Origin of the sequence: Lactobacillus amylolyticus DSM 11664 (genome assembly GCF_000178475.1) — a bacterium.
Taxonomy (GTDB): domain Bacteria; phylum Bacillota; class Bacilli; order Lactobacillales; family Lactobacillaceae; genus Lactobacillus; species Lactobacillus amylolyticus.
The window spans coordinates 47957-65857 of sequence record NZ_ADNY01000066.1 but is presented as its reverse complement, the minus strand read 5'-3'; the positions used below and the strand labels follow the sequence as shown (position 1 = coordinate 65857).

The 17901-nt window shown below is 38.8% G+C and carries 17 protein-coding genes, 1 tRNA gene and 1 pseudogene; 14 read left to right on the top strand and 5 right to left on the bottom strand.

Annotation, left to right across the window (positions count from 1 at the left end):
- Positions 1-4 precede the first annotated feature (4 nt).
- The 5 genes from HMPREF0493_RS07315 to wecB all read left to right on the top strand — a co-directional run bounded on the left by HMPREF0493_RS07315 (position 5) and on the right by wecB (position 4744).
- Entirely contained in the window at positions 5-712 is a 708-nt protein-coding gene (locus tag HMPREF0493_RS07315; protein WP_006352688.1) for a GH25 family lysozyme, read from the top strand.
- On the top strand, positions 712-1926 hold the full coding sequence (locus HMPREF0493_RS07310; protein WP_006352687.1) for a DEAD/DEAH box helicase: 1215 nt from the start codon (positions 712-714) through the stop codon (positions 1924-1926). Before HMPREF0493_RS07315 ends, HMPREF0493_RS07310 begins: the two co-directional genes overlap by 1 nt.
- Positions 1923-3251 carry a PTS sugar transporter subunit IIC gene (locus HMPREF0493_RS07305; protein WP_006352686.1) on the top strand — a complete coding sequence of 443 codons (1329 nt, stop codon included), beginning with the start codon at positions 1923-1925 and terminating at the stop codon, positions 3249-3251. The genes HMPREF0493_RS07310 and HMPREF0493_RS07305 overlap by 4 nt, the downstream gene beginning before the upstream one ends.
- Before the next feature lie 51 nt (positions 3252-3302).
- Positions 3303-3376, top strand: a tRNA-Arg gene (locus tag HMPREF0493_RS07300).
- Between the two features lie 225 nt (positions 3377-3601).
- Positions 3602-4744 (top strand): non-hydrolyzing UDP-N-acetylglucosamine 2-epimerase, encoded by a 1143-nt coding sequence (gene wecB, locus HMPREF0493_RS07290; protein WP_006352684.1) that lies wholly within the window; start codon positions 3602-3604, stop codon positions 4742-4744.
- A 21-nt stretch (positions 4745-4765) separates the two neighbouring features.
- Here wecB and HMPREF0493_RS07285 read toward each other — a convergent pair whose 3' ends face one another.
- On the bottom strand, positions 4766-5299 hold the full coding sequence (locus HMPREF0493_RS07285) for a GtrA family protein (protein ID WP_040457446.1): 534 nt from the start codon (positions 5297-5299) through the stop codon (positions 4766-4768).
- Positions 5300-5303: 4 nt separating this feature from the next.
- Positions 5304-5750 carry a flavodoxin gene (locus HMPREF0493_RS07280; RefSeq protein ID WP_040457417.1) on the bottom strand — a complete coding sequence of 149 codons (447 nt, stop codon included), beginning with the start codon at positions 5748-5750 and terminating at the stop codon, positions 5304-5306.
- Between the two features lie 135 nt (positions 5751-5885).
- Here HMPREF0493_RS07280 and map point away from each other — a divergent pair, with 135 nt between their 5' ends.
- The 6 genes from map to HMPREF0493_RS07250 all read left to right on the top strand — a co-directional run bounded on the left by map (position 5886) and on the right by HMPREF0493_RS07250 (position 12191).
- Positions 5886-6713, top strand: coding sequence for a type I methionyl aminopeptidase (gene map / locus HMPREF0493_RS07275; RefSeq protein WP_006352681.1), 828 nt, complete (start codon positions 5886-5888; stop codon positions 6711-6713).
- A gap of 9 nt (positions 6714-6722) precedes the next feature.
- Positions 6723-7640, top strand: a complete 918-nt coding sequence (locus tag HMPREF0493_RS07270) for a YihY/virulence factor BrkB family protein (protein ID WP_006352680.1) — start codon at positions 6723-6725, stop codon at positions 7638-7640.
- Positions 7641-7656: 16 nt separating this feature from the next.
- Positions 7657-8547: a UTP--glucose-1-phosphate uridylyltransferase GalU gene (galU, locus tag HMPREF0493_RS07265; protein ID WP_006352679.1), complete on the top strand. Its 891-nt coding sequence runs from the start codon at positions 7657-7659 to the stop codon at positions 8545-8547.
- Positions 8548-8653: 106 nt separating this feature from the next.
- Entirely contained in the window at positions 8654-9814 is a 1161-nt protein-coding gene (locus HMPREF0493_RS07260; RefSeq protein ID WP_006352678.1) for a thiolase family protein, read from the top strand.
- Positions 9814-11022: a hydroxymethylglutaryl-CoA reductase, degradative gene (locus tag HMPREF0493_RS07255; protein ID WP_006352677.1), complete on the top strand. Its 1209-nt coding sequence runs from the start codon at positions 9814-9816 to the stop codon at positions 11020-11022. The genes HMPREF0493_RS07260 and HMPREF0493_RS07255 overlap by 1 nt, the downstream gene beginning before the upstream one ends.
- A 5-nt stretch (positions 11023-11027) precedes the next feature.
- Positions 11028-12191 carry a hydroxymethylglutaryl-CoA synthase gene (locus HMPREF0493_RS07250; protein ID WP_006352676.1) on the top strand — a complete coding sequence of 388 codons (1164 nt, stop codon included), beginning with the start codon at positions 11028-11030 and terminating at the stop codon, positions 12189-12191.
- A 54-nt stretch (positions 12192-12245) separates the two neighbouring features.
- Here HMPREF0493_RS07250 and HMPREF0493_RS07245 read toward each other — a convergent pair.
- Positions 12246-13259 (bottom strand): annotated as a pseudogene (locus HMPREF0493_RS07245) (amino acid permease).
- 111 nt (positions 13260-13370) lie between these two features.
- Positions 13371-13655 (bottom strand): hypothetical protein, encoded by a 285-nt coding sequence (locus tag HMPREF0493_RS07240; RefSeq protein ID WP_006352673.1) that lies wholly within the window; start codon positions 13653-13655, stop codon positions 13371-13373.
- 72 nt (positions 13656-13727) lie between these two features.
- Between HMPREF0493_RS07240 and HMPREF0493_RS07235 the strand changes: the two genes are divergently transcribed.
- Positions 13728-14678 carry an alpha/beta hydrolase gene (locus tag HMPREF0493_RS07235; RefSeq protein ID WP_040457415.1) on the top strand — a complete coding sequence of 317 codons (951 nt, stop codon included), beginning with the start codon at positions 13728-13730 and terminating at the stop codon, positions 14676-14678.
- Between the two features lie 381 nt (positions 14679-15059).
- On the opposite strand, the gene rlmD is transcribed toward HMPREF0493_RS07235, so the two are convergent.
- Complete coding sequence (gene rlmD / locus HMPREF0493_RS07230; RefSeq protein WP_006352671.1) at positions 15060-16445, bottom strand: 23S rRNA (uracil(1939)-C(5))-methyltransferase RlmD; 1386 nt, start codon at positions 16443-16445, stop codon at positions 15060-15062.
- A gap of 134 nt (positions 16446-16579) precedes the next feature.
- On the opposite strand from rlmD, the gene recX reads away from it, so the two are divergent.
- The gene (gene recX, locus HMPREF0493_RS07225; RefSeq protein WP_040457413.1) at positions 16580-17395 is read left to right on the top strand and encodes a recombination regulator RecX; all 816 of its coding nucleotides are present in this window, start codon (positions 16580-16582) and stop codon (positions 17393-17395) included.
- Positions 17396-17404: 9 nt separating this feature from the next.
- Positions 17405-17881: a hypothetical protein gene (locus HMPREF0493_RS07220; protein ID WP_006352669.1), complete on the top strand. Its 477-nt coding sequence runs from the start codon at positions 17405-17407 to the stop codon at positions 17879-17881.
- Positions 17882-17901: the final 20 nt, after the last annotated feature.

Below are 17901 nucleotides of genomic sequence, written 5' to 3'. Positions count from 1 at the left end.
AGCGATGAAGAGGTTTCATCATAAATTTACTTTGCCGTTGATTTTAACGTTGCTTGTTTTAGCAGTGGCAGGTCTTTTCATCGGTTTTCTTAATTTTCGCCGGCAAACAACCTTGCCCAGCAATTCGAATACCAGTGTCATCGGCGTAGAATTGACGCAGGATTTTGATTACATTGATTTGCATAAATTGCAGGCAAACGGAATTTCTTTTGTTTATTTGCGCGGCACACAAGGACAATCTTATTTTGATGATAACTATCTGTCCTATCGTGATCAGATTCAAGGAACGAAGCTGGCTTTTGGCACGGAGATTTACTTTAGCAATCAGTCAACACCTCAGCAGCAGTATCAATATTTTGTTAAAAAAGTCGGCAATAATTCTGGCAGTTTGCCAATTATGCTTATTCCGGCTGTTGCCAGTACAAAGAGCAGCTACCTAAGCAAAATGGGGCAGCTTGCAGAAAAATTAATGCAATCAGGTAAGAAAGTGATTGTAGCGGTCGATTATCATTATGCAAAATTTTTCCCGGCAAAAACGCAATTTATCACGTCTGGCAGCAAGCAGCCAAATAAAATGAAATATGCATTTTGGCGTTATACTACTAATGGTCGAGTCAAGGATGTTAGTGGCTTGGAAAAGGGAGTAACGATGTTTTCTTATAACGGTTCGGTTACTCAATATAAACAGAAATATGGACAATTAACACAATAATGTATCAAGAAAAAATTAAAGCAGTTCTCGCAAAAGAACATAAAGAAACACCAACCTTAATTCAAAAAGAAAGCTATGACGCCATTTTGAATGGTGCCAGCTGTGTTTGCCTGGCTAAAACAGGAACTGGTAAAACATTAGCTTATGCGTTGCCGGTTTTGGAAAGAATCAAAAAGGGCGAAGCAAATAGCGCTGTAATTATTGCGCCGACTACTGAATTAGCCGTTCAAATCAGACATGCAATTAATCCTTATTTGCATGCCCTAGGCTTAAGCGGAGTGTCCTTGGTAGGTGCTGGTAATCGCGGGCGTCAAGAAGATAAACTGAAGAAAAAGCATCCAGAGGTAGTTGTTGCCACTCCAGGACGTTTTTTTGACTTCTTTTCTAGCGGACGTATAAAAGTAGCCCAGATTAAGTCATTGGTTATCGATGAGGCTGATGACATATTGGAATTTACTAAGATGGAATTGCTTAGTTCATTAGGGCAGAATCTTGCAAGTGAGGCACAGATTTTGCTGTTTGGCGCAACTGATTCCGAAATAACGCAGGATGCCGAAGATGTTTTTGCCCGCCGCTTTTTACTAATTGATGTGCGTCCAGAGCAAAAGACGACAACCAAACACTACTTCTTGCAAGTCGATAATGCTCATAAAATAGAATTCTTGCAAAGAATGACCAAACTTGATCAATTTAAGGGGATTCTCTTTTTTGATTCAAATCAAACTATGGTCCGATTTGCTGGAATTTTCGGCCACACCAAAACCAAATTTGAATTGTTGGCTAATGAATTTAGCAAGCAGCGTCGCGAAGAAGCCTTGCATGATTTAGCAAATGGCAAAACCAAATTGCTGCTGGCAACGGATTTAGCGGCGAGAGGTTTGGATATTCCAGGTTTAACTTATGTAATTAACTATGAGATTCCAAGCGAGGTTAATACCTACCTTCACCGGGCTGGACGAACGGGTCGGATGAATAAAGAAGGCTATGTTGTTACTTTAGGCGATGATCATGATTTTCGTGATCTGAAAAAGCTATTGGCTGGAGAAGTTGAAGTTAAGCGAGTTTATTTTGCGGGCTATCATTTGACGCAAAAGAAGCCAAAACTAAAGAAAAAAGAGGCAACGGCAGTGGTCACTGCCAAAGTTAAAAAGCATAAGAAGAGAAAGAACAAGAGTAAAGGTTATCATCCACATTATTTGAAGGTGAAAAAATGAATCGATTAGTTTATTGGATGGAGAATAATCTGTTGCCAATTGCTAACCGAATCGCTCAAATTCGGTGGTTGGTAGCTTTGAGGAATGCTTTTGTTTCAGTAATGCCGATTACAATTGCTGGATCAGTAGCGGTCCTGATTAAAAGCTTGATTGATGCTGCTAGAACACAATTGGGTTGGGATACCTTTGCTTTTGCCATGCAGCCGTTGACCAGAATCAGCAATATCGTTTGGCGCGGCAGTTTTGCCTTGTTTGCGTTATTCTTATCGGTTTCCTTGGGTTATCAGTTGGCAAAGACATTTGAAGCAAATCGTTTGGCTGGAGCAATTATTTCATTGTCCAGTTTTATGATCAGCGTTGCCAATTATGCACAGATTAAGCTTCATGGTGAAAACGTTACGGTCAAACAAGCTTTTGGCATTGAGCAATTTTCAACCACGGGAATATTCACTGCCATTTTATTCGGCTCACTCGGCTTTGGCATTTATGTATTATGTTATAAAGCACGGATCATGATTCATTTGCAGGCCAATTTGCCGCATGCTGAACAAGCTGCATTTGATTCCTTGATTCCAGGAATTCTTGCAATCTTTGGTGTAGGTGCAATCAATTATCTTTTTCAGACATTTGTGGGCACTTATTTTGGCAACTGGCTCTTGAAAGCAATTCAAATTCCTTTAGTCAAATTAGGTCAAGGCTTTGGTGTGGTCATGCTTGTCACGCTGCTAGTTCAAGTCTTTGGCTTTTTCGGCCTAAATGGTCTGGCTGTTTTATCGCCAATTTTGGATTCAATTTGGTTAACTGCGCAAAATGTCAATGTCACGGCTGCTCGAAATGCTCAAGTTCCGAAATTTATTTGGGTAAGAGGATCATTTGATTCTTTTGCCTGGTTTGGCGGAACGGGCGGTACATTGATGCTGATTATTGCGATTCTGCTATTTTCAAAACGTAGTGATTACCGCACGATTGCCAAAGTTGCACTTGCTCCAGGAATTTTCAATATAAATGAACCGGTTGTTTTTGGTTTACCCATTGTTCTGAATCCAATTTACTTTATTCCATTTATACTGGCACCCTTGGTTAATGTCGCTTTCTCTTATTGGATAACCGTTATGGGCTTGGTCAATCCGGTTCAAGTTGCCGTTCCATCGGTTGTGCCGCCGATTTTTAATTCCTTTTTGGCCTGCAATTATGACTGGCGAGCAATTATCTTGGCAATAATCAACATGTTAATTGCATTGGCGATTTGGGCACCGTTTGTTTTTGCTGCTGATAAAATCGCTGATACGAATCATCCGCGGACGTTCTTTAGTCGGAAATATTAATCTATTACATAGTGAATTAACTGTCATTTTATGATAAAGTTAATTTGTGCTGGTCCTGTAGCTCAGCTGGATAGAGCATCGGTTTCCTAAACCGTGTGTCGTGGGTTCAAATCTCACCAGGATCATATTTTTTAATAGTTAGGATAAGAAAGAGACTTATGCTTTATTTATTATTAGCAGCTGCCGCAATTATTATTGGTTGTTTTTGCCTGGTTTTTGGTTTGGATAAAAATCGGCCACCAAAGACAAGAAAATATTTGTTATACACAGCATTAATTTGTGTATTTCTTGTTTGGGGCTTAGTGACAGTGATCATGCTTAATCCAATGAAATAAAGGAAAAAAAGCGTAATGAAAAAAATAAAAGTAATGACGGTTTTCGGTACGCGTCCAGAAGCAATCAAAATGGCACCGCTTGTTTTAAAACTGAAAAAAGATGAGCGTTTTGATGAAGTAACGGTTGTTAGTGCGCAGCACCGTGAAATGCTGGATCAGGTTTTGGATATTTTTAAAATTAAGCCTGACTATGACTTTAACATTATGCACAAGAACCAGACTTTGGAGGATATTACTTCAAAAGTTTTGAATGATTTAGCTAAAGTCATCCAAGAAGAAAAGCCAGACATCGTTCTAGTTCACGGCGACACCACAACAAGTTTTGCTGCCAGCTTAGCCACTTTTTATGAACAAACGACTTTGGGCCACGTTGAGGCCGGACTTCGTACTTGGAACAAGTATTCACCGTTTCCTGAAGAGATGAACCGGCAAATGACTGATGATATGGCTGATCTTTACTTTGCACCAACTGAATTGTCTAAGTCTAATTTGTTAAAAGAAAATCACAAACCAGATGGCATTTTTGTGACCGGTAATACTGCAATCGATGCTCTTCATGAAACTGTGCAAAAAGATTATCATCACGCTGTGATGGATGAAATTACGCCTGGGAGCAAAGTGATTTTGGTAACCATGCACCGTCGCGAAAATCAGGGTGAACCAATGCGCCGCGTCTTCAAAGTCATAAAGCAGGTTATCGACAGCCATGATGATGTGGAAATCATTTATCCAGTCCACTTATCCCCAAGAGTGCAAAAAGTTGCCAACGAAGTTCTTGGCGGTGACCCGAGAATTCACTTGATTGAACCATTGGATGTGGTCGATTTCCACAATTTGGCTAAACGTTCATACTTCATCATGACCGATTCCGGCGGTGTACAAGAAGAAGCACCAAGCCTTGGCAAGCCCGTTCTTGTTTTAAGAGATACCACTGAGCGCCCAGAAGGAGTCAAAGCCGGAACCTTAAGACTTGTGGGTACAGAAGTGGATAAAGTCAGAGAGAACATGCTTGAGCTTTTGGAAAACAAGGATGCCTATGACAAGATGGCCAATGCAAAGAATCCATATGGGGATGGTCATGCGGCTGATCGGATCATGGATGATATTGCATACTACTTCTCAGACAAGACAGGTCCAAGACCAAAGGATTTTGAATAAAAGAAAAGCAATGAGTTTTGATTACTCATTGCTTTTTTTGTGTTCATGTTTTTCTTTTTGTTGTTCCAGCCGAATTTTTGCTCGTTCAATCATTGTATGTTCTTGCTTTTGGAAGACTGATCTGGTCGTCAGATAGTTGAAAATTCCGACTAAAATTTGATCAATAATTTTGACAAGCAAGGCATTAAGATGGAGCCATGAAAGACCAACCAACATAATCAATGTATCTGGAATCAGTGAAATGATTCTATAAGTAAAAAAGGCTACTAGTTTATGCCAAGTTGAATGTTCATGGTCGACATTGTTGATAAAGACAGCTTTTTGATTAAAGTAAAAAGAAGCCAAATTAGAAACGATGAAAGCAATCGTGTTGGAAATCACCACGGCACTGTGCCACCACTGATGCAAGATCATGAAGGCCACAGTATTGATTAGAGCCGCGACAAAACCGAAAAGCATGTAAACACATAAATTTCTATGACGTCTCATTAGCTTTTGCCCCAAATGACGAATATTTTTTTCGTCGCTAACCACAGCCCGTTTATTTTGCTGCATATTTTTATCCATTTAGTTTTTCATTCATTTCCTTTGCGGCTTGATCGATTAACGCAATATCGTCATCATCTGGAGCATTTTCAATGGTTACCGGTGCTGTGATTTCTTTGGCGCCGCACTTTTTAAATGCTTTTTCGAAGTCAAAAACATTTTCACAGAAGTGTTCACCATAGGTTTTGTCTCCTGAACCCATCACCGCAAAAGCTTTGCCGTTTAAATCAATATCTTTCAGTTGGTCGTAAAAGTCAGCCAAATCATCGGTCATCGTGCCTTCGCCGTAAGTGTAGGTAATGAAAATGCATAAATCTGCATCCTCATATTCACTTGCATCCGCAAAACTGACGTCGCTTGAGTCTGTTTCAAAGCCATAGTCTTGTAAATCTTCTTCAAGCATGTCAGCTATATCTTCGTCATTACCAGTCAGGCTGGCATAAACAATTTTGGCTTTCATGATAACTCTACCTTTCATGCGTCTCATATATAACCTTTATTATACATAATTTCTGATAATTATCGTAATCCTTTAGCAAACTTTTAAAAAACGCTATAATAAAAATAACTATTTTTTTGATGAGGAGAGAATATTTTGATAACGATAAAATCTGTTCGTGAATTGCAAGGAATGCAAAAGTCCGGCCGACTTCTTGCATCAATGTTTGAAGGCTTGCGTGATGTAATTAAACCAGGTATTTCAACTTGGGATATTGAAGAATGGTGCCAAAAATACGTTAAATCAAAGGGTGGCCGTCTTTCAGAACAAGGTTTCGAAGGCTATAAATATGGTACCTGCATCTCAGTTAATGATGAAGTTGCACACCAAACTCCAAGAAAAGATCGCATTTTAAATGAAGGCGACATTGTTAAGGTTGACGTAACTTGCAACCTTAATGGCTATGAAACTGATTCATGTACTACTTATCCTGTAGGCAAAATTTCAAAAGAAGATCAAGATTTGATCGAAACTACCAGAAAAGCAATGTATCTCGGGATTGATCAAGCTGTTCTTGGCAACAGAATTGGTGATATCGGCCATGCTATTCAAACTTTTGTTGAAGATGAGCATCATTATGGTGACGTTCGCGAATTAGTTGGTCATGGCATTCAACCATCTATTCATGAAGATCCTGAAGTTCCACACTGGGGGAAAGCCGGTCATGGTCTTCGCCTGCGTGAGGGCATGACTATTACATGTGAACCAATGGTTGAAGCAGGCGGCGATTGGCATATTGATCAAAGAACTGTTGATGATCCAAATGATGATTGGGTTTACTATGCTACTTCAGATGGTTCAAAAGCCGCCCAATTTGAACACACTTTTGCAATTACCAAAGATGGTCCTAAGATTTTGACTTTGCAAAAGCCATATGATGGTTATGAAAAATACTTGCCTCATTTTGATGAGATGGATGACTAAGGTATATGGATGAAGACTTCTGTCAGGCGCTTTAGAGAGCAAGCAGGTTCTTTTTATAAAAAGTTGTCTTCAGTGCTTGCTGAAGGTGAAATTTTTCAAAGTTCAATTGTAATTGCCTATTATATTTTGTTTTCAATCTTTCCAATCATAATTATTGTTGGGAATGTTCTGCCACTATTTCATATCAATACAGAGCCAATTGCAGACTATTTGGACCTTATTTTTCCGGATCAGGTTTCCAAATATATCATGCCAATTATTAACACTTTACTGAAAAATAATTCGACCGGATATATTTCATTCGGTATTATTTTGGCCATTTGGTCTTTCTCGAACATGGTAAATGCAATTAGAGTTGGAATGAACCGACTCTATGGCGTTCATGCAGTTGAGTTAAAATTATCCTTTCTGAATTTTTTGTGGACAAGGTCATTTACTATTCTTTTGACGGCGCTCATGATTATTGTCTTTACGGCAATTGCTTTAGTAATGATTTTTGGTCAGCAAGTATTGGAGTTCTTGCGTCCAATTATGTCCATTTCAGTTGGAGAGATTAAAAAGATATTTAGTTATCGCTATCCGGTCATCATTCTGATGATGGTAGTTGCGGTAGCTTATCTTAATTATGTTTTGCCGAATATTAAGCTGCGGAAAAGAATTATTTGGCCTGGCGTAATTTTTACGGTTCTTAGCTGGTCAGCACTGTCTTATTTGTTTGGCTTTTATTTGCATCATTTTCCTATCAGTTGGGAAAACTATGGCATTATTGGAACCTTTATTATTTTCATGTTGTGGCTGAACATTATTTCTTTGCTTTTCTTATTTGGAACAAGCATTAACGCGACAATCACTAGAATCAAATATGGTGATTTAGAATATTCATCAGGTCGAATTGCTTCTTACATTCAGCAAAAACGTCATCAATAATAGAAAGTGTGTATTTATGAAAGTTAGAAAAGCAGTTATTCCAGCTGCAGGTCTTGGCACCCGTTTTTTACCAGCAACTAAGGCAATGCCAAAAGAAATGCTGCCAATTGTTGATAAGCCTACGATTCAATTTATCGTTGAGGAAGCCAAAAAATCAGGTATCGAAGATATTTTAATCGTAACTGGCAAAAATAAGCGTTCAATTGAGGATCATTTTGATTCCAACCCAGAACTTGAGCAGGACTTAGCCAAAACAGGTAAAAATAAACTCCTTAAGTTAACGCAAGATATTACCGATTTGGGTGTTAATTTGTACTTTACTCGGCAACCATATCCAAACGGCTTAGGAGATGCTATTTTAAAGGCCCGCCGCTTCGTTGGGGATGAGCCTTTTGCTGTTATGCTTGGCGACGACTTAATGGATGACAAAGAACCATTAACCAAACAATTGATTGATCGTTATGATAAAACCCACGCATCAACAATTGCCGTTATGAAAGTGCCGCATGAAGAAGTGTCTAAATATGGTGTCATTGAACCTTCTGATGAAATTGAACCAGGCTTAATCAACGTTAAAGCATTTGTGGAAAAGCCAGATGTGGATAAAGCGCCAAGCGATTATGCAATTATCGGCCGTTATTTGCTGACGCCAGAGATTTTTGATATTTTAGCTCATCAAAAACCAGGTCGTGGCGGCGAAATCCAATTAACTGATGCGATCGATACTATGAACAAAACCCAAAGAGTATTTGCTCACGTCTTTAAGGGTGAGCGTCATGATGTTGGTAACAAGGAAGGTTACCTTGAAACTTCAATTGAATATGGTTTGCATCATCTTAGGACAAAAGATGAATTGCGCGAATACATTATCAATTTAGGCAAGAAATTGGCTGCTGAAAAGAAATAATTTGAAGAATTAATAAAACTTAGACAATCATGCCTGAGTTTTTTCTTGGTTTTATTTATAATATATGAGGTATATATAAAAACAGCTAAAGGGGAAATAATTTTAGATGAGAGATATTTATATTGTTGCAGCCAAAAGAACGCCTTTTGGTCGTTATAAGGGCTTTTTTAAAGATCAAACTGCCGTTGATCTCGGCGTAATGGCCCTAAAAGAGACTTTAAAAGCGATTGATCTGGATCCGGCTGAAGTTGAAGCTGTCTTCATGGGAAACGTCATAGCAGCCGGTTTAGGCGAAAATATGGCGCGGCAAGTAGCACTTAATTCAGGTTTGCCTGAATCTACGGTCGCAACAACTGTTAATGACGTCTGTGGCTCGAGTTTAAAAGCAGTTCGTCTAGCTCAAGGACAGATGATGATGGGCGATCTGGATTTGGTAGCCGTTGGTGGTGCTGAAAGCATGACCAATGCACCGTATGTACTTGACAAAAAAGATAAAGAAAATCCAAGCGGTCATTTAAGAAATACTCTGTTTACCGATGCTTTGATTGATGCTTTTTCCGGGCAACACATGGGTGTCACGGCGGAAAACGTTGCTGAGAAGTATCATATTTCTAAAGAAGAAATGGACCGTTTTAGTGTTGAATCTCATAGAAAAGCCGTCAAGGCGGTTGAAGAAAATGCGTTTGCGGATGAAATATTGCCAATTACGCTTAATGGCGAGACTTTAGCTCAAGATGAGAGCATTCGTCCGGATACAAGTATGTCTGCCTTAGCTAAGCTGAAAACCGTATTTAAAGAAGGCGGCAAAGTGACAGCGGGCAACGCTTCACCTTTAAATGATGGCGCAAGCATGTTGATTTTAGCTACTAAAGAAAAATGCGACCAATTAGGTCTAAAGCCACTTGCTAAACTTGGAGACTTCGCAGAAGCTGGATTTGATCCAGGTTTAATGGGCTATACGCCATATTTCGCCGTTAAAAAATTGCTAAAAAAGGCTAAAACACAAATTAATGACTATGATGCCTTTGAAGTTAATGAGGCTTTTGCGGCACAAGCTGTCGCTCTTAAACGCGACTTGCATATCCCGGCTGATAAGCTGAATATCTTAGGTGGAGCAATTGCCTTAGGCCATCCCTTGGGAGCAACGGGAACCCGTCTAATTACAACGGCAATCAGCGATTTAAAAAAGGTAAACGGGCAAAAGGCATTAGCCACTCTATGTATCGGTGGTGGACAGGCAATTGCCTATGAAATCGAGCGCGTATAATGAAATTTTATCAACTTAGTCCTGAACAAAGAAGAGAAAAACTGCTTGCTGCTGGCATCAAGTTAGATGCAATTGATCATGCAGTATTGTCGCGGCTGGATAAATTAAGTGAAAATGTCATTGGCCAGTTGCGTTTGCCGGTTGGCCTTGTTCAAAAGGCAATTGTCAATCAGCAAAAATATGTGGTACCAATGGCAACAGAGGAGCCATCTGTGGTTGCAGCTGCCAATCATGGCATGAGTATTTTTGCTAAAAATGGTGGCGTCATAGCTGATAACAAACGGAACGGGATTTTTGGTCAAATCATTCTAAAGATTAATAAACACTTTAGTTTAGAAATGCTAAAAACAACCTTCCCCGATTTGATTAAAAAAGCCAATCAGCAATTCAACTCCTTGGTTAAGCATGGCGGCGGTCTAAAGAAAATCCAGGCCGAAGTCAAGCAGGACCTTCTTTATCTAAAAGTATTGGTTGATCCTGCAGAGGCGATGGGTGCCAATAAAACAAATTCGATTTTAGAATATTTGGCGGCTGAACTAGAAAACTATGCTGGCATTGATGAAAAAATGTTTGCAATCTTATCCAATTATCCAAGTCAATTGACAACGGCTAAAATCGCATTAGATCCAGCCAGCGTTGGTGGACTTGAAGTTGCCCAAAGAATTGCTTTGCTCAGTCAGATTGCTCATGATAATCCTTATCGGGCTGTGACCAATAATAAAGGAATTATGAATGGCGTTGATGCGGTCCTGCTGGCAACAGGCAACGACTATCGCGCCGTTGAAGCGGCTTGTGGTGTTCTAGCTAATCAGGATGGACAATATCGCAGCTTGTCAAAGTGGATCGTTGCAGATAACAAGCTCTGCGGAGAAGTAACTCTGCCTTTAGCAATTGGCACGGTAGGCGGCTCCATTTCGGCTCGTGAAGATGTTCAGCAGGTTTATCGAATTTTGGGTAAAGTTGATACTAAGACTCTAGCCGAAATTATTGCCAGTGTTGGTTTAGCGAACAATTTGGCGGCAATTTTGGCAATTTCGACCAGTGGTATTCAAGCGGGACATATGAAATTGCAAGCACGTAACCTTGTTGCCACTTTAAAGGCGAATGACGAAGAAAAAAAGCAGGTTCTGAAATTGATGCGCAAAGCAAAAAAATATTCAATGAAAGATGCAGAGGTTTTTTTAAAAGAAGTAAGAGGAGAAAAATAAGTTTTATGCAAGTAGGAATTGATAAAATTGGCTTTTTTACGCCGAATAAGTATGTGGACATGGTAGATTTGGCAAATGCCAGAAATGAAGATCCCAATAAATATCTAATTGGAATTGGCCAAAGAAAAATGAGCGTTGCCGACCAAACTCAAGATGCTGTGTCAATGGGAATTAACGCCACCTTGCGTTATTGGAACAAGATCGAGCAGGATAAAGTTGGTTTGCTTGTTTTTGGAACAGAAAGCAGTGTTGATCAATCAAAATCTGCTTCTTTATTTGTTAAAACTGCTCTTAAAATGAAGCCAGAAGTAAGAACTTTTGAAGTTAAGGAAGCTTGTTTTGGTCTAACAGCAGCCTTGATGATTGCGCGCGACTTTGTTCGTGTTCACCCTGAGCAGACTGCGATCGTGATCGGCAGTGATATTGCCCGTTATGGGATTAAAACTCCAGGAGAAGTAACCCAAGGTGCCGGTGCAATTTCGATGCTGATTAAGAGTGAACCTAAGATTTTAGCCTTAAACGATGGTCATAGTGCATATAGTCAAGATATTAACGACTTCTGGCGGCCAAATGATCATTCTACCGCCTTAGTTGAAGGCAAATATTCGACGCAAGTTTATTTGGATTTCTTTAAAAAGACGTTTGATGCTTATAAAGAAGAAAAGGGCTGGAATACGCAAGACTTTTCCGCTATTATTTATCATTTGCCTTTTACTAAGCAGGGATTGAAAGCTAACCGAATTGCCATTGAAGATCAAGATGAAAGAACGGCTGAAAGATTAATGACCAATTTTGATGCTTCTAAGCAATTTAGCATGCAAGTGGGGAATATTTATACAGCATCTCTTTATATGAGTTTGCTTAGTTTGCTTGAAAATGCTGAATTGTCTCACAACGCATTAATTGGATTATTCTCATATGGGTCTGGTGCGATGGCTGAATTCTATTCTGGCAATGTAATTGATAATTATCAAAGACAATTGGATCCAGAAGGCGATCAGGCTTTGCTTGATCGCAGAAGCAAGTTGAGCATCGCTGAATATGAAAAGATTTTCAATGAAGCCTTGGAATTGCCCGCAGATGGCCAAGAATTAGTAAGCGATGATGAAGCTGGATACTGGTATTTTGCTCGTACGCAGAACCATGTTCGAATTTACAAGCAGAAATAGAAAAAATAAGACAAAAAATTGCAGTTGCTAATTAAAGCAGCTGCAATTTTTATTTTATTCATCAATATGATTTCTTCTTCTGGAAACTTCATAGAAGATCCAAGCAATTAGTGCAAAGAAGACAGGACCAAAGCCGGTCCAGAATGCAGTAGCGTAATTTCCTTCAAGGATTGGCTCTACGATCGTGAAGACAATTCCCGTACATACAATAATTTCAACAAAGACAACTAACGCAACAGTCCACTTGTAATTGGTGAAAACTTCTGAATTTGCATTTCCATGAAGAATATCTTGTTGATAATTGACTGAAAAGCCGGTCATAAAGATCATCAAGACATAAGAAATAATGGTGAACAATGAACCGATGATTAATCCACGTGGGAATTCTTTCTCCGGTTTTTTCATATTGTTGATCACACCGCCGACCGTTTCCATTCCGCCATAAGCAAAGATAGCATAAACGACGAACGAGATAATTGTAATCGGTGTTTGAAAACTCTTGTTAGGAGAAACAATGAAACTAGAAATGCCGTGAATCGGTTCAGCTAATTGTCCGCGATTAAGGCATAGGATCAAGATACTGGTCAGAATAAAAATGACATTCATCAGGATCATAAAGATTCCACCGATCGAAGACATAATTTTAATACCTGTCATTCCGCGAGAGCAGAGATAGGTAGATAAAAGCATGAATAAAATAGCTAGCAAGCCAATTAATTGAGTTCCATGCAATCCAAAAATGCTCCAGCTTTGTGTAGTGTCTTTTCCAAAGAGCAAAGCTGAAATGGAAATCCATAATCTGGAAGCACTAGCGACTAACCATAATACCCAGTTTGTCAGCCAAACGAAAGTACCGATAAAGGCCCATTTTTCTCCGATTGAACCGGCTAACCATGAATAAATGCCACCTTGAGCGTCGTGAAAAGCAGAACCATATTACGCCATCATTAAACCAGCTGGGAAGAAGAAGCAAATGCCAGCTAAAACAAACCAAATAATTCCCGCATAGGTCATCTGCTCATAAGAAATAGAAACATTTCCGAAACCGTAAACGGTCGTAATGATCATTAGAACTAAACTAAAGATCGTTATATTTTTCTGTTGTTTATTATTTTCAAAAACATGCCTACTTTCTAAATAGTTCTAGCATGTTCATTGTATCATTCTATAAAAGCGGTTTCACATTAAAGTAGCAGTTCCTTTTTCAATTGAAATTTGCAAGCCATAAACGGGTAGTTTTTGTCCGTCATTGTCAATTCGTAAAGTGAGTCCGCGTTGATGCATCTTACCAAAGAGCTGCACGATCTGCTTCTTGGTCATGCTACGTTTGCCTGGATTTGCCAAGAATTCATTATGAGCGACAGTTATTTTGCTTAAAGGAAAAGTTTGTTGCTCGATTCTTATATAAAAATGGAGATTTTCATTCAAATTATCAATTAATTCTAGAAAGTTGCTAAAGATCATAATTGTTCTTTTCTATACGAAGTGCTAAGTGCTATACTTGTTGATATTAAGTATTGAATAGAATTAAAGAGGATAGTTATGAAGCACAAAAAGATTTGGCTTTCAATTGCTACTATTATAACAGTAATTTGTCTTGCACTAGTTGGGGCAGGTTTTTATTTTTTCAAGGTTGCCTGTGTTCCTGGTCAAAAAAGTTTTATTGCTGCGAATACGACCCAGATTAAAAAGACAGATCCATTATATAAAGAGAAGAAATGGTATGCCGCAGCTAAAAAGCAAAAATGGTATATGCAGTCGGCTGGTGGCAATTATCGTTTGGATGCTAATTATATTCCCGATGGCAAGTCAAAAAAGACAGTAATTATTTTGCATGGCTATATGAATAATAAGGATACAGTCGGCTCTTACGCTGCTCTTTTTCATAAGTTAGGCTATAATACATTGCAGCCAGATGCTCGTGCACATGGTCAGAGTCAAGGCAAGTATATCGGCTATGGCTGGGTTGAAAAGGCGGACGTTAAAAAGTGGATTAAGAAGATCATCAAAAAGACGAGAGCCAAGCAAATTGTAATTTTTGGCGTCAGCATGGGTGGTGCTACTGCAATGATGACTGCTGGTGAAAAACTGCCGCATCAAGTAAAAGCAATTATTGAAGACTGTGGCTACAGCAATGTTAAGGCTGAGATTGAGCACGAAGCTCAGGACTTATATAGCATGCCGGCAGTTCCGCGTTTTCCATTAGTTGAAATTCTGAGTGGGATCAACCGAATAAAAGTTGGCTACTTTATGGGGGATGCTTCCTCAGTCAATCAGTTGAAGAAAAATAAGCTTCCGACTTTATTTATCCACGGAAATAAAGATACTTTTGTACCGACGAAAATGGTTTATGCAAATTACAAAGCAAGCAACGGCCCTAAAGAATTATGGGTGGTTCCAGGAGCTAAGCATGCAAAATCTTTTGTTACGCATCCTAAGGCCTATTATGAACACGTTAAAAAGTTTCTTGCTAAATATGTTAAATAGCTTGTAAACGTTTACATTTGCGGTATAATAAAAGCGTGGAAGAGGTAGAAATAAAGTTTAACAATATAAGTAAGTTTTTATCTCCAGAAAGAATTGTATTATTGTTGGAAAAATCTCTAATTATAGAGAGGAGTCAAGCTATTATAGATTTACAGATCTGTTCAATGGTGAGACGCGATGATTCCAATTTATAAAAGTTACGTGTTTTACGTAATGACCCGAACAAGTGAACGTTAATGTAGGTCGCGACCAGCCAATGTTTATACGCTTAATAAACATTAGAAAAATCGTGACTATCAATTGATGAGTTTACCTCGTCCACTGCATTAAAAAAACGATTGCCAAAAGACGAAAAGCCCGACAATCGTTTTTTTATTTGTTTTATTTTCTAAGAACCAATTTAACAACACATTCGCAGCGAGGCGTTTGTGGCAGCATGTCTACGTTTTCGATTAAGCGAACATCATAAGATTCAGTCAAAAGAATTAAATCTTGTGCTAAAGTTGATGGGTTGCAGGAAATGTAGACGAAAGTTTGTGGCTTAACGCGTAATAAAGTCTTGATTAAGCTTTTAGCCAGGCCAGTTCTTGGTGGATCCACGATCAAAGCATCGATTGGCAAACCACCTTTTTGCAGTTCAGGCAGAACTTTTTCAACGCTGCCTTGGAAATAATCAGCATTTTTGATGTGGTTGATTTGCACGTTGTGCTTAGCATCTTCTACAGCCTCTGGGATAGTTTCGATGCCAACTACTTGTTTGACCTGATCAGCAGCCAAGATTCCCAATGTACCGACTCCACTATAAGCATCAATTAAAGTTTGATCAGGAGTGAGATCCAAGAATTTTAATGCTTCGGAATAAAGAGTTTCTGTTTGCACAGGATTTAATTGGAAAAATGCTCTTGGTGACAATTCGAATTTTTTACCTAAAATGACTTCAGTAATTTGATTTTTGCCCAAAAGCTTCTCCGTTTTATTACCCCACACTTGTGGATTGCGCCAATCGGTTTCATTTTGATAGACACTGACCACATTAGGCAGATTCATAATCTCTTTTGCTAAGTTCATTAGATTCTTGATCTTATGGCCAACTGTAATTAAAGTTACTTGAATTTCTTTAGTAGCTTCGGATTGACGGACGACAATTGTCTTGATGCCATCTAAATGCTTGCGTCGGTCAGCTATGAAGACGTGGTTTTTCTCAATCAAATGCTTAATATCGCGTTCCGTTTTTTGCGTACCCTCACTTTGGGTAGGCATAACGGGCAAATCGATTAAACGATGTGAGTTGGGAGCGTATAAGCCCAATTTGTTCTTGCCATGGTCGCGTTCAATTTGATATGAAGCTTTAGCACGATAATGCCATTGATCAGGAGCTGGAATCGTGTTCTTAACCTTATACTTGTCGTAATTGCGAGGGTGAAATTTTCGCAAAGCCTCAATTACATTCGCTTTTTTGAACTCTAATTGCTTGGCATAACTAAGATGAGCTAATTCTAGGCCACCGATTTCTGGATCAACGTCTTTAGGAAAGTCAACCCGATCTGGACTTTTCTCTTTGACCCGTACGAGTTCGCCTTGGATATAATGAGGATATTCTTTAACGATTTTTGCTACAACAACTTCGTTTGGCAAGGCTCCGGGAATAAAGATAATTTTCTTGCGGTAGTACCCAATTCCTTCACCATTGATTCCTAGGCGTTTTATGGTAATGATAACGTCTTTTTCTTTTTCTTGTTTTTTATTTTTTCTGAAATTTTTGCGCATTGCTAATTCTTTCTACAATAAATTATTAATAATTTGGTTTGACTACTATTTTACTCCCTGAAAAAAGTTCTTAGCAAGAAATATTGTTTTCTGCTAAGATTAAAGGCGGAAAAAGAAGTAGAAAGGCTGACAAAATGGCGATAATCACTAAAGTTAGCGTTCAAAGAAGACCGGGACGCTATAATATTTTTTTAGATGGCAAGTATGCTTTTTCAGCTAGTGAGAAGACATTAGCCGAGTTTGTTTTACTCAAGGGCAAGGAACTGAGCGATTCACAAGTTGAAAAAGTAAAGCAGTTTGATGCTGATGCCAAGGCCAGTGATCTGGCGGTTCGTTTTTTGAGCTATGAGCCGCGAACCGTTTATGAAGTTCTGCAGTATTTAGCCAAACACGAAATTTCAAATGAAGCTGCTTCCAATGCAGTTGCAGAATTAACTGAATTGGGCTATTTGGATGATCAGCAGTATGTAGCTTTGTTTTTGAAAAATAATCTGCAGGTTGGTTCAGATGGGCCAAAATCTTTAAAACGAAAATTGGCACAAAAAGGCGTGGATCCAGAAATAGTTCAAAACCAGCTTGATAAGGTTGCTGAAGAAGATTGGCTTGAAATAGCTGAGCGTGTTGTGAAATCAATGCGACATCAGGTGGGAAAATTGTCTGAGCGAGAATTAGAGCTTAAAATTAAAACTAAGCTAATTAGTCATGGCTTTAATGCTGATCTGGCAGCAGGCGTGATTGATCGATTGGATTTGAAGCCTAGTGAAGAAGAGCAAGATGAAGCATTAAAGAAGCAAGGGATTAAGGCCTATAAAAAATTCCGTCGTTTTGATGAGCAAGAACGCAAGTTTAAGATAAAACGTTATCTGTTCAGTCATGGCTTTTGTAGTGGCGAAATCGATGCCTTCTTAAATGGTGAAGTTATTGATTTAGACGAATTAGCAGAATATTAAGGAGAAAAAATGGCAAAAAAAGAGATTGAGAGTTTAACTTTTATTGGTCGTCCTTTTCCTTATACAATGATGGATGATCAAAAAACTTTTGGCAAAGTTAACATGCAAATGGAAAACGATGAGGATTTTCAAAAGTTTCTAAAAGAGAATGGCTTTGAAAATCAGCGCTCCAGCATGTTTGTTTTTGGACCGGAAAGCTTCATGTATTGGTATGGAATCGTCACAAATAAAGACATTGAAACTCCAAAAAGCATGATGAAGTATGTTTTGCCTAAAGGTGAAATTGCAGAGGAAGAAAGCGATGCCCAACTGAATTATTTCAGTTTGCCAACACACTATCTTGTAGAAACTTTCTTTAAGAAGCTGATGAAAGAAAATATTTCCGTTTTCCAAAACCCTGGCGACAGCGATACGCCATATCTTGTTCAAGATCTTAATTTAGATAGCAAAAAATTAAAGCAATTCTGGTATTTATCCGCAAAATAAAAGTCTAGCTCTTGCGGGCT

Excerpts from the sequence above, each read along its gene's own strand:
- galU (WP_006352679.1), top strand. The coding sequence starts at position 7,657 with ATGAAAGTTAGAAAAGCAGTTATTCCAGCTGCAGGTCTTGGCACCCGT.
- HMPREF0493_RS07240 (WP_006352673.1), bottom strand. The coding sequence starts at position 13,655 with ATGATCTTTAGCAACTTTCTAGAATTAATTGATAATTTGAATGAAAAT.
- HMPREF0493_RS07260 (WP_006352678.1), top strand. The coding sequence starts at position 8,654 with ATGAGAGATATTTATATTGTTGCAGCCAAAAGAACGCCTTTTGGTCGT.
- HMPREF0493_RS07280 (WP_040457417.1), bottom strand. The coding sequence starts at position 5,750 with ATGAAAGCCAAAATTGTTTATGCCAGCCTGACTGGTAATGACGAAGAT.
- HMPREF0493_RS07255 (WP_006352677.1), top strand. The coding sequence starts at position 9,814 with ATGAAATTTTATCAACTTAGTCCTGAACAAAGAAGAGAAAAACTGCTT.
- HMPREF0493_RS07310 (WP_006352687.1), top strand. The coding sequence starts at position 712 with ATGTATCAAGAAAAAATTAAAGCAGTTCTCGCAAAAGAACATAAAGAA.
- HMPREF0493_RS07305 (WP_006352686.1), top strand. The coding sequence starts at position 1,923 with ATGAATCGATTAGTTTATTGGATGGAGAATAATCTGTTGCCAATTGCT.
- HMPREF0493_RS07220 (WP_006352669.1), top strand. The coding sequence starts at position 17,405 with ATGGCAAAAAAAGAGATTGAGAGTTTAACTTTTATTGGTCGTCCTTTT.
- HMPREF0493_RS07270 (WP_006352680.1), top strand. The coding sequence starts at position 6,723 with ATGAAGACTTCTGTCAGGCGCTTTAGAGAGCAAGCAGGTTCTTTTTAT.
- recX (WP_040457413.1), top strand. The coding sequence starts at position 16,580 with ATGGCGATAATCACTAAAGTTAGCGTTCAAAGAAGACCGGGACGCTAT.
- HMPREF0493_RS07285 (WP_040457446.1), bottom strand. The coding sequence starts at position 5,299 with ATGCAGCAAAATAAACGGGCTGTGGTTAGCGACGAAAAAAATATTCGT.
- HMPREF0493_RS07315 (WP_006352688.1), top strand. The coding sequence starts at position 5 with ATGAAGAGGTTTCATCATAAATTTACTTTGCCGTTGATTTTAACGTTG.
- wecB (WP_006352684.1), top strand. The coding sequence starts at position 3,602 with ATGAAAAAAATAAAAGTAATGACGGTTTTCGGTACGCGTCCAGAAGCA.
- rlmD (WP_006352671.1), bottom strand. The coding sequence starts at position 16,445 with ATGCGCAAAAATTTCAGAAAAAATAAAAAACAAGAAAAAGAAAAAGAC.
- HMPREF0493_RS07250 (WP_006352676.1), top strand. The coding sequence starts at position 11,028 with ATGCAAGTAGGAATTGATAAAATTGGCTTTTTTACGCCGAATAAGTAT.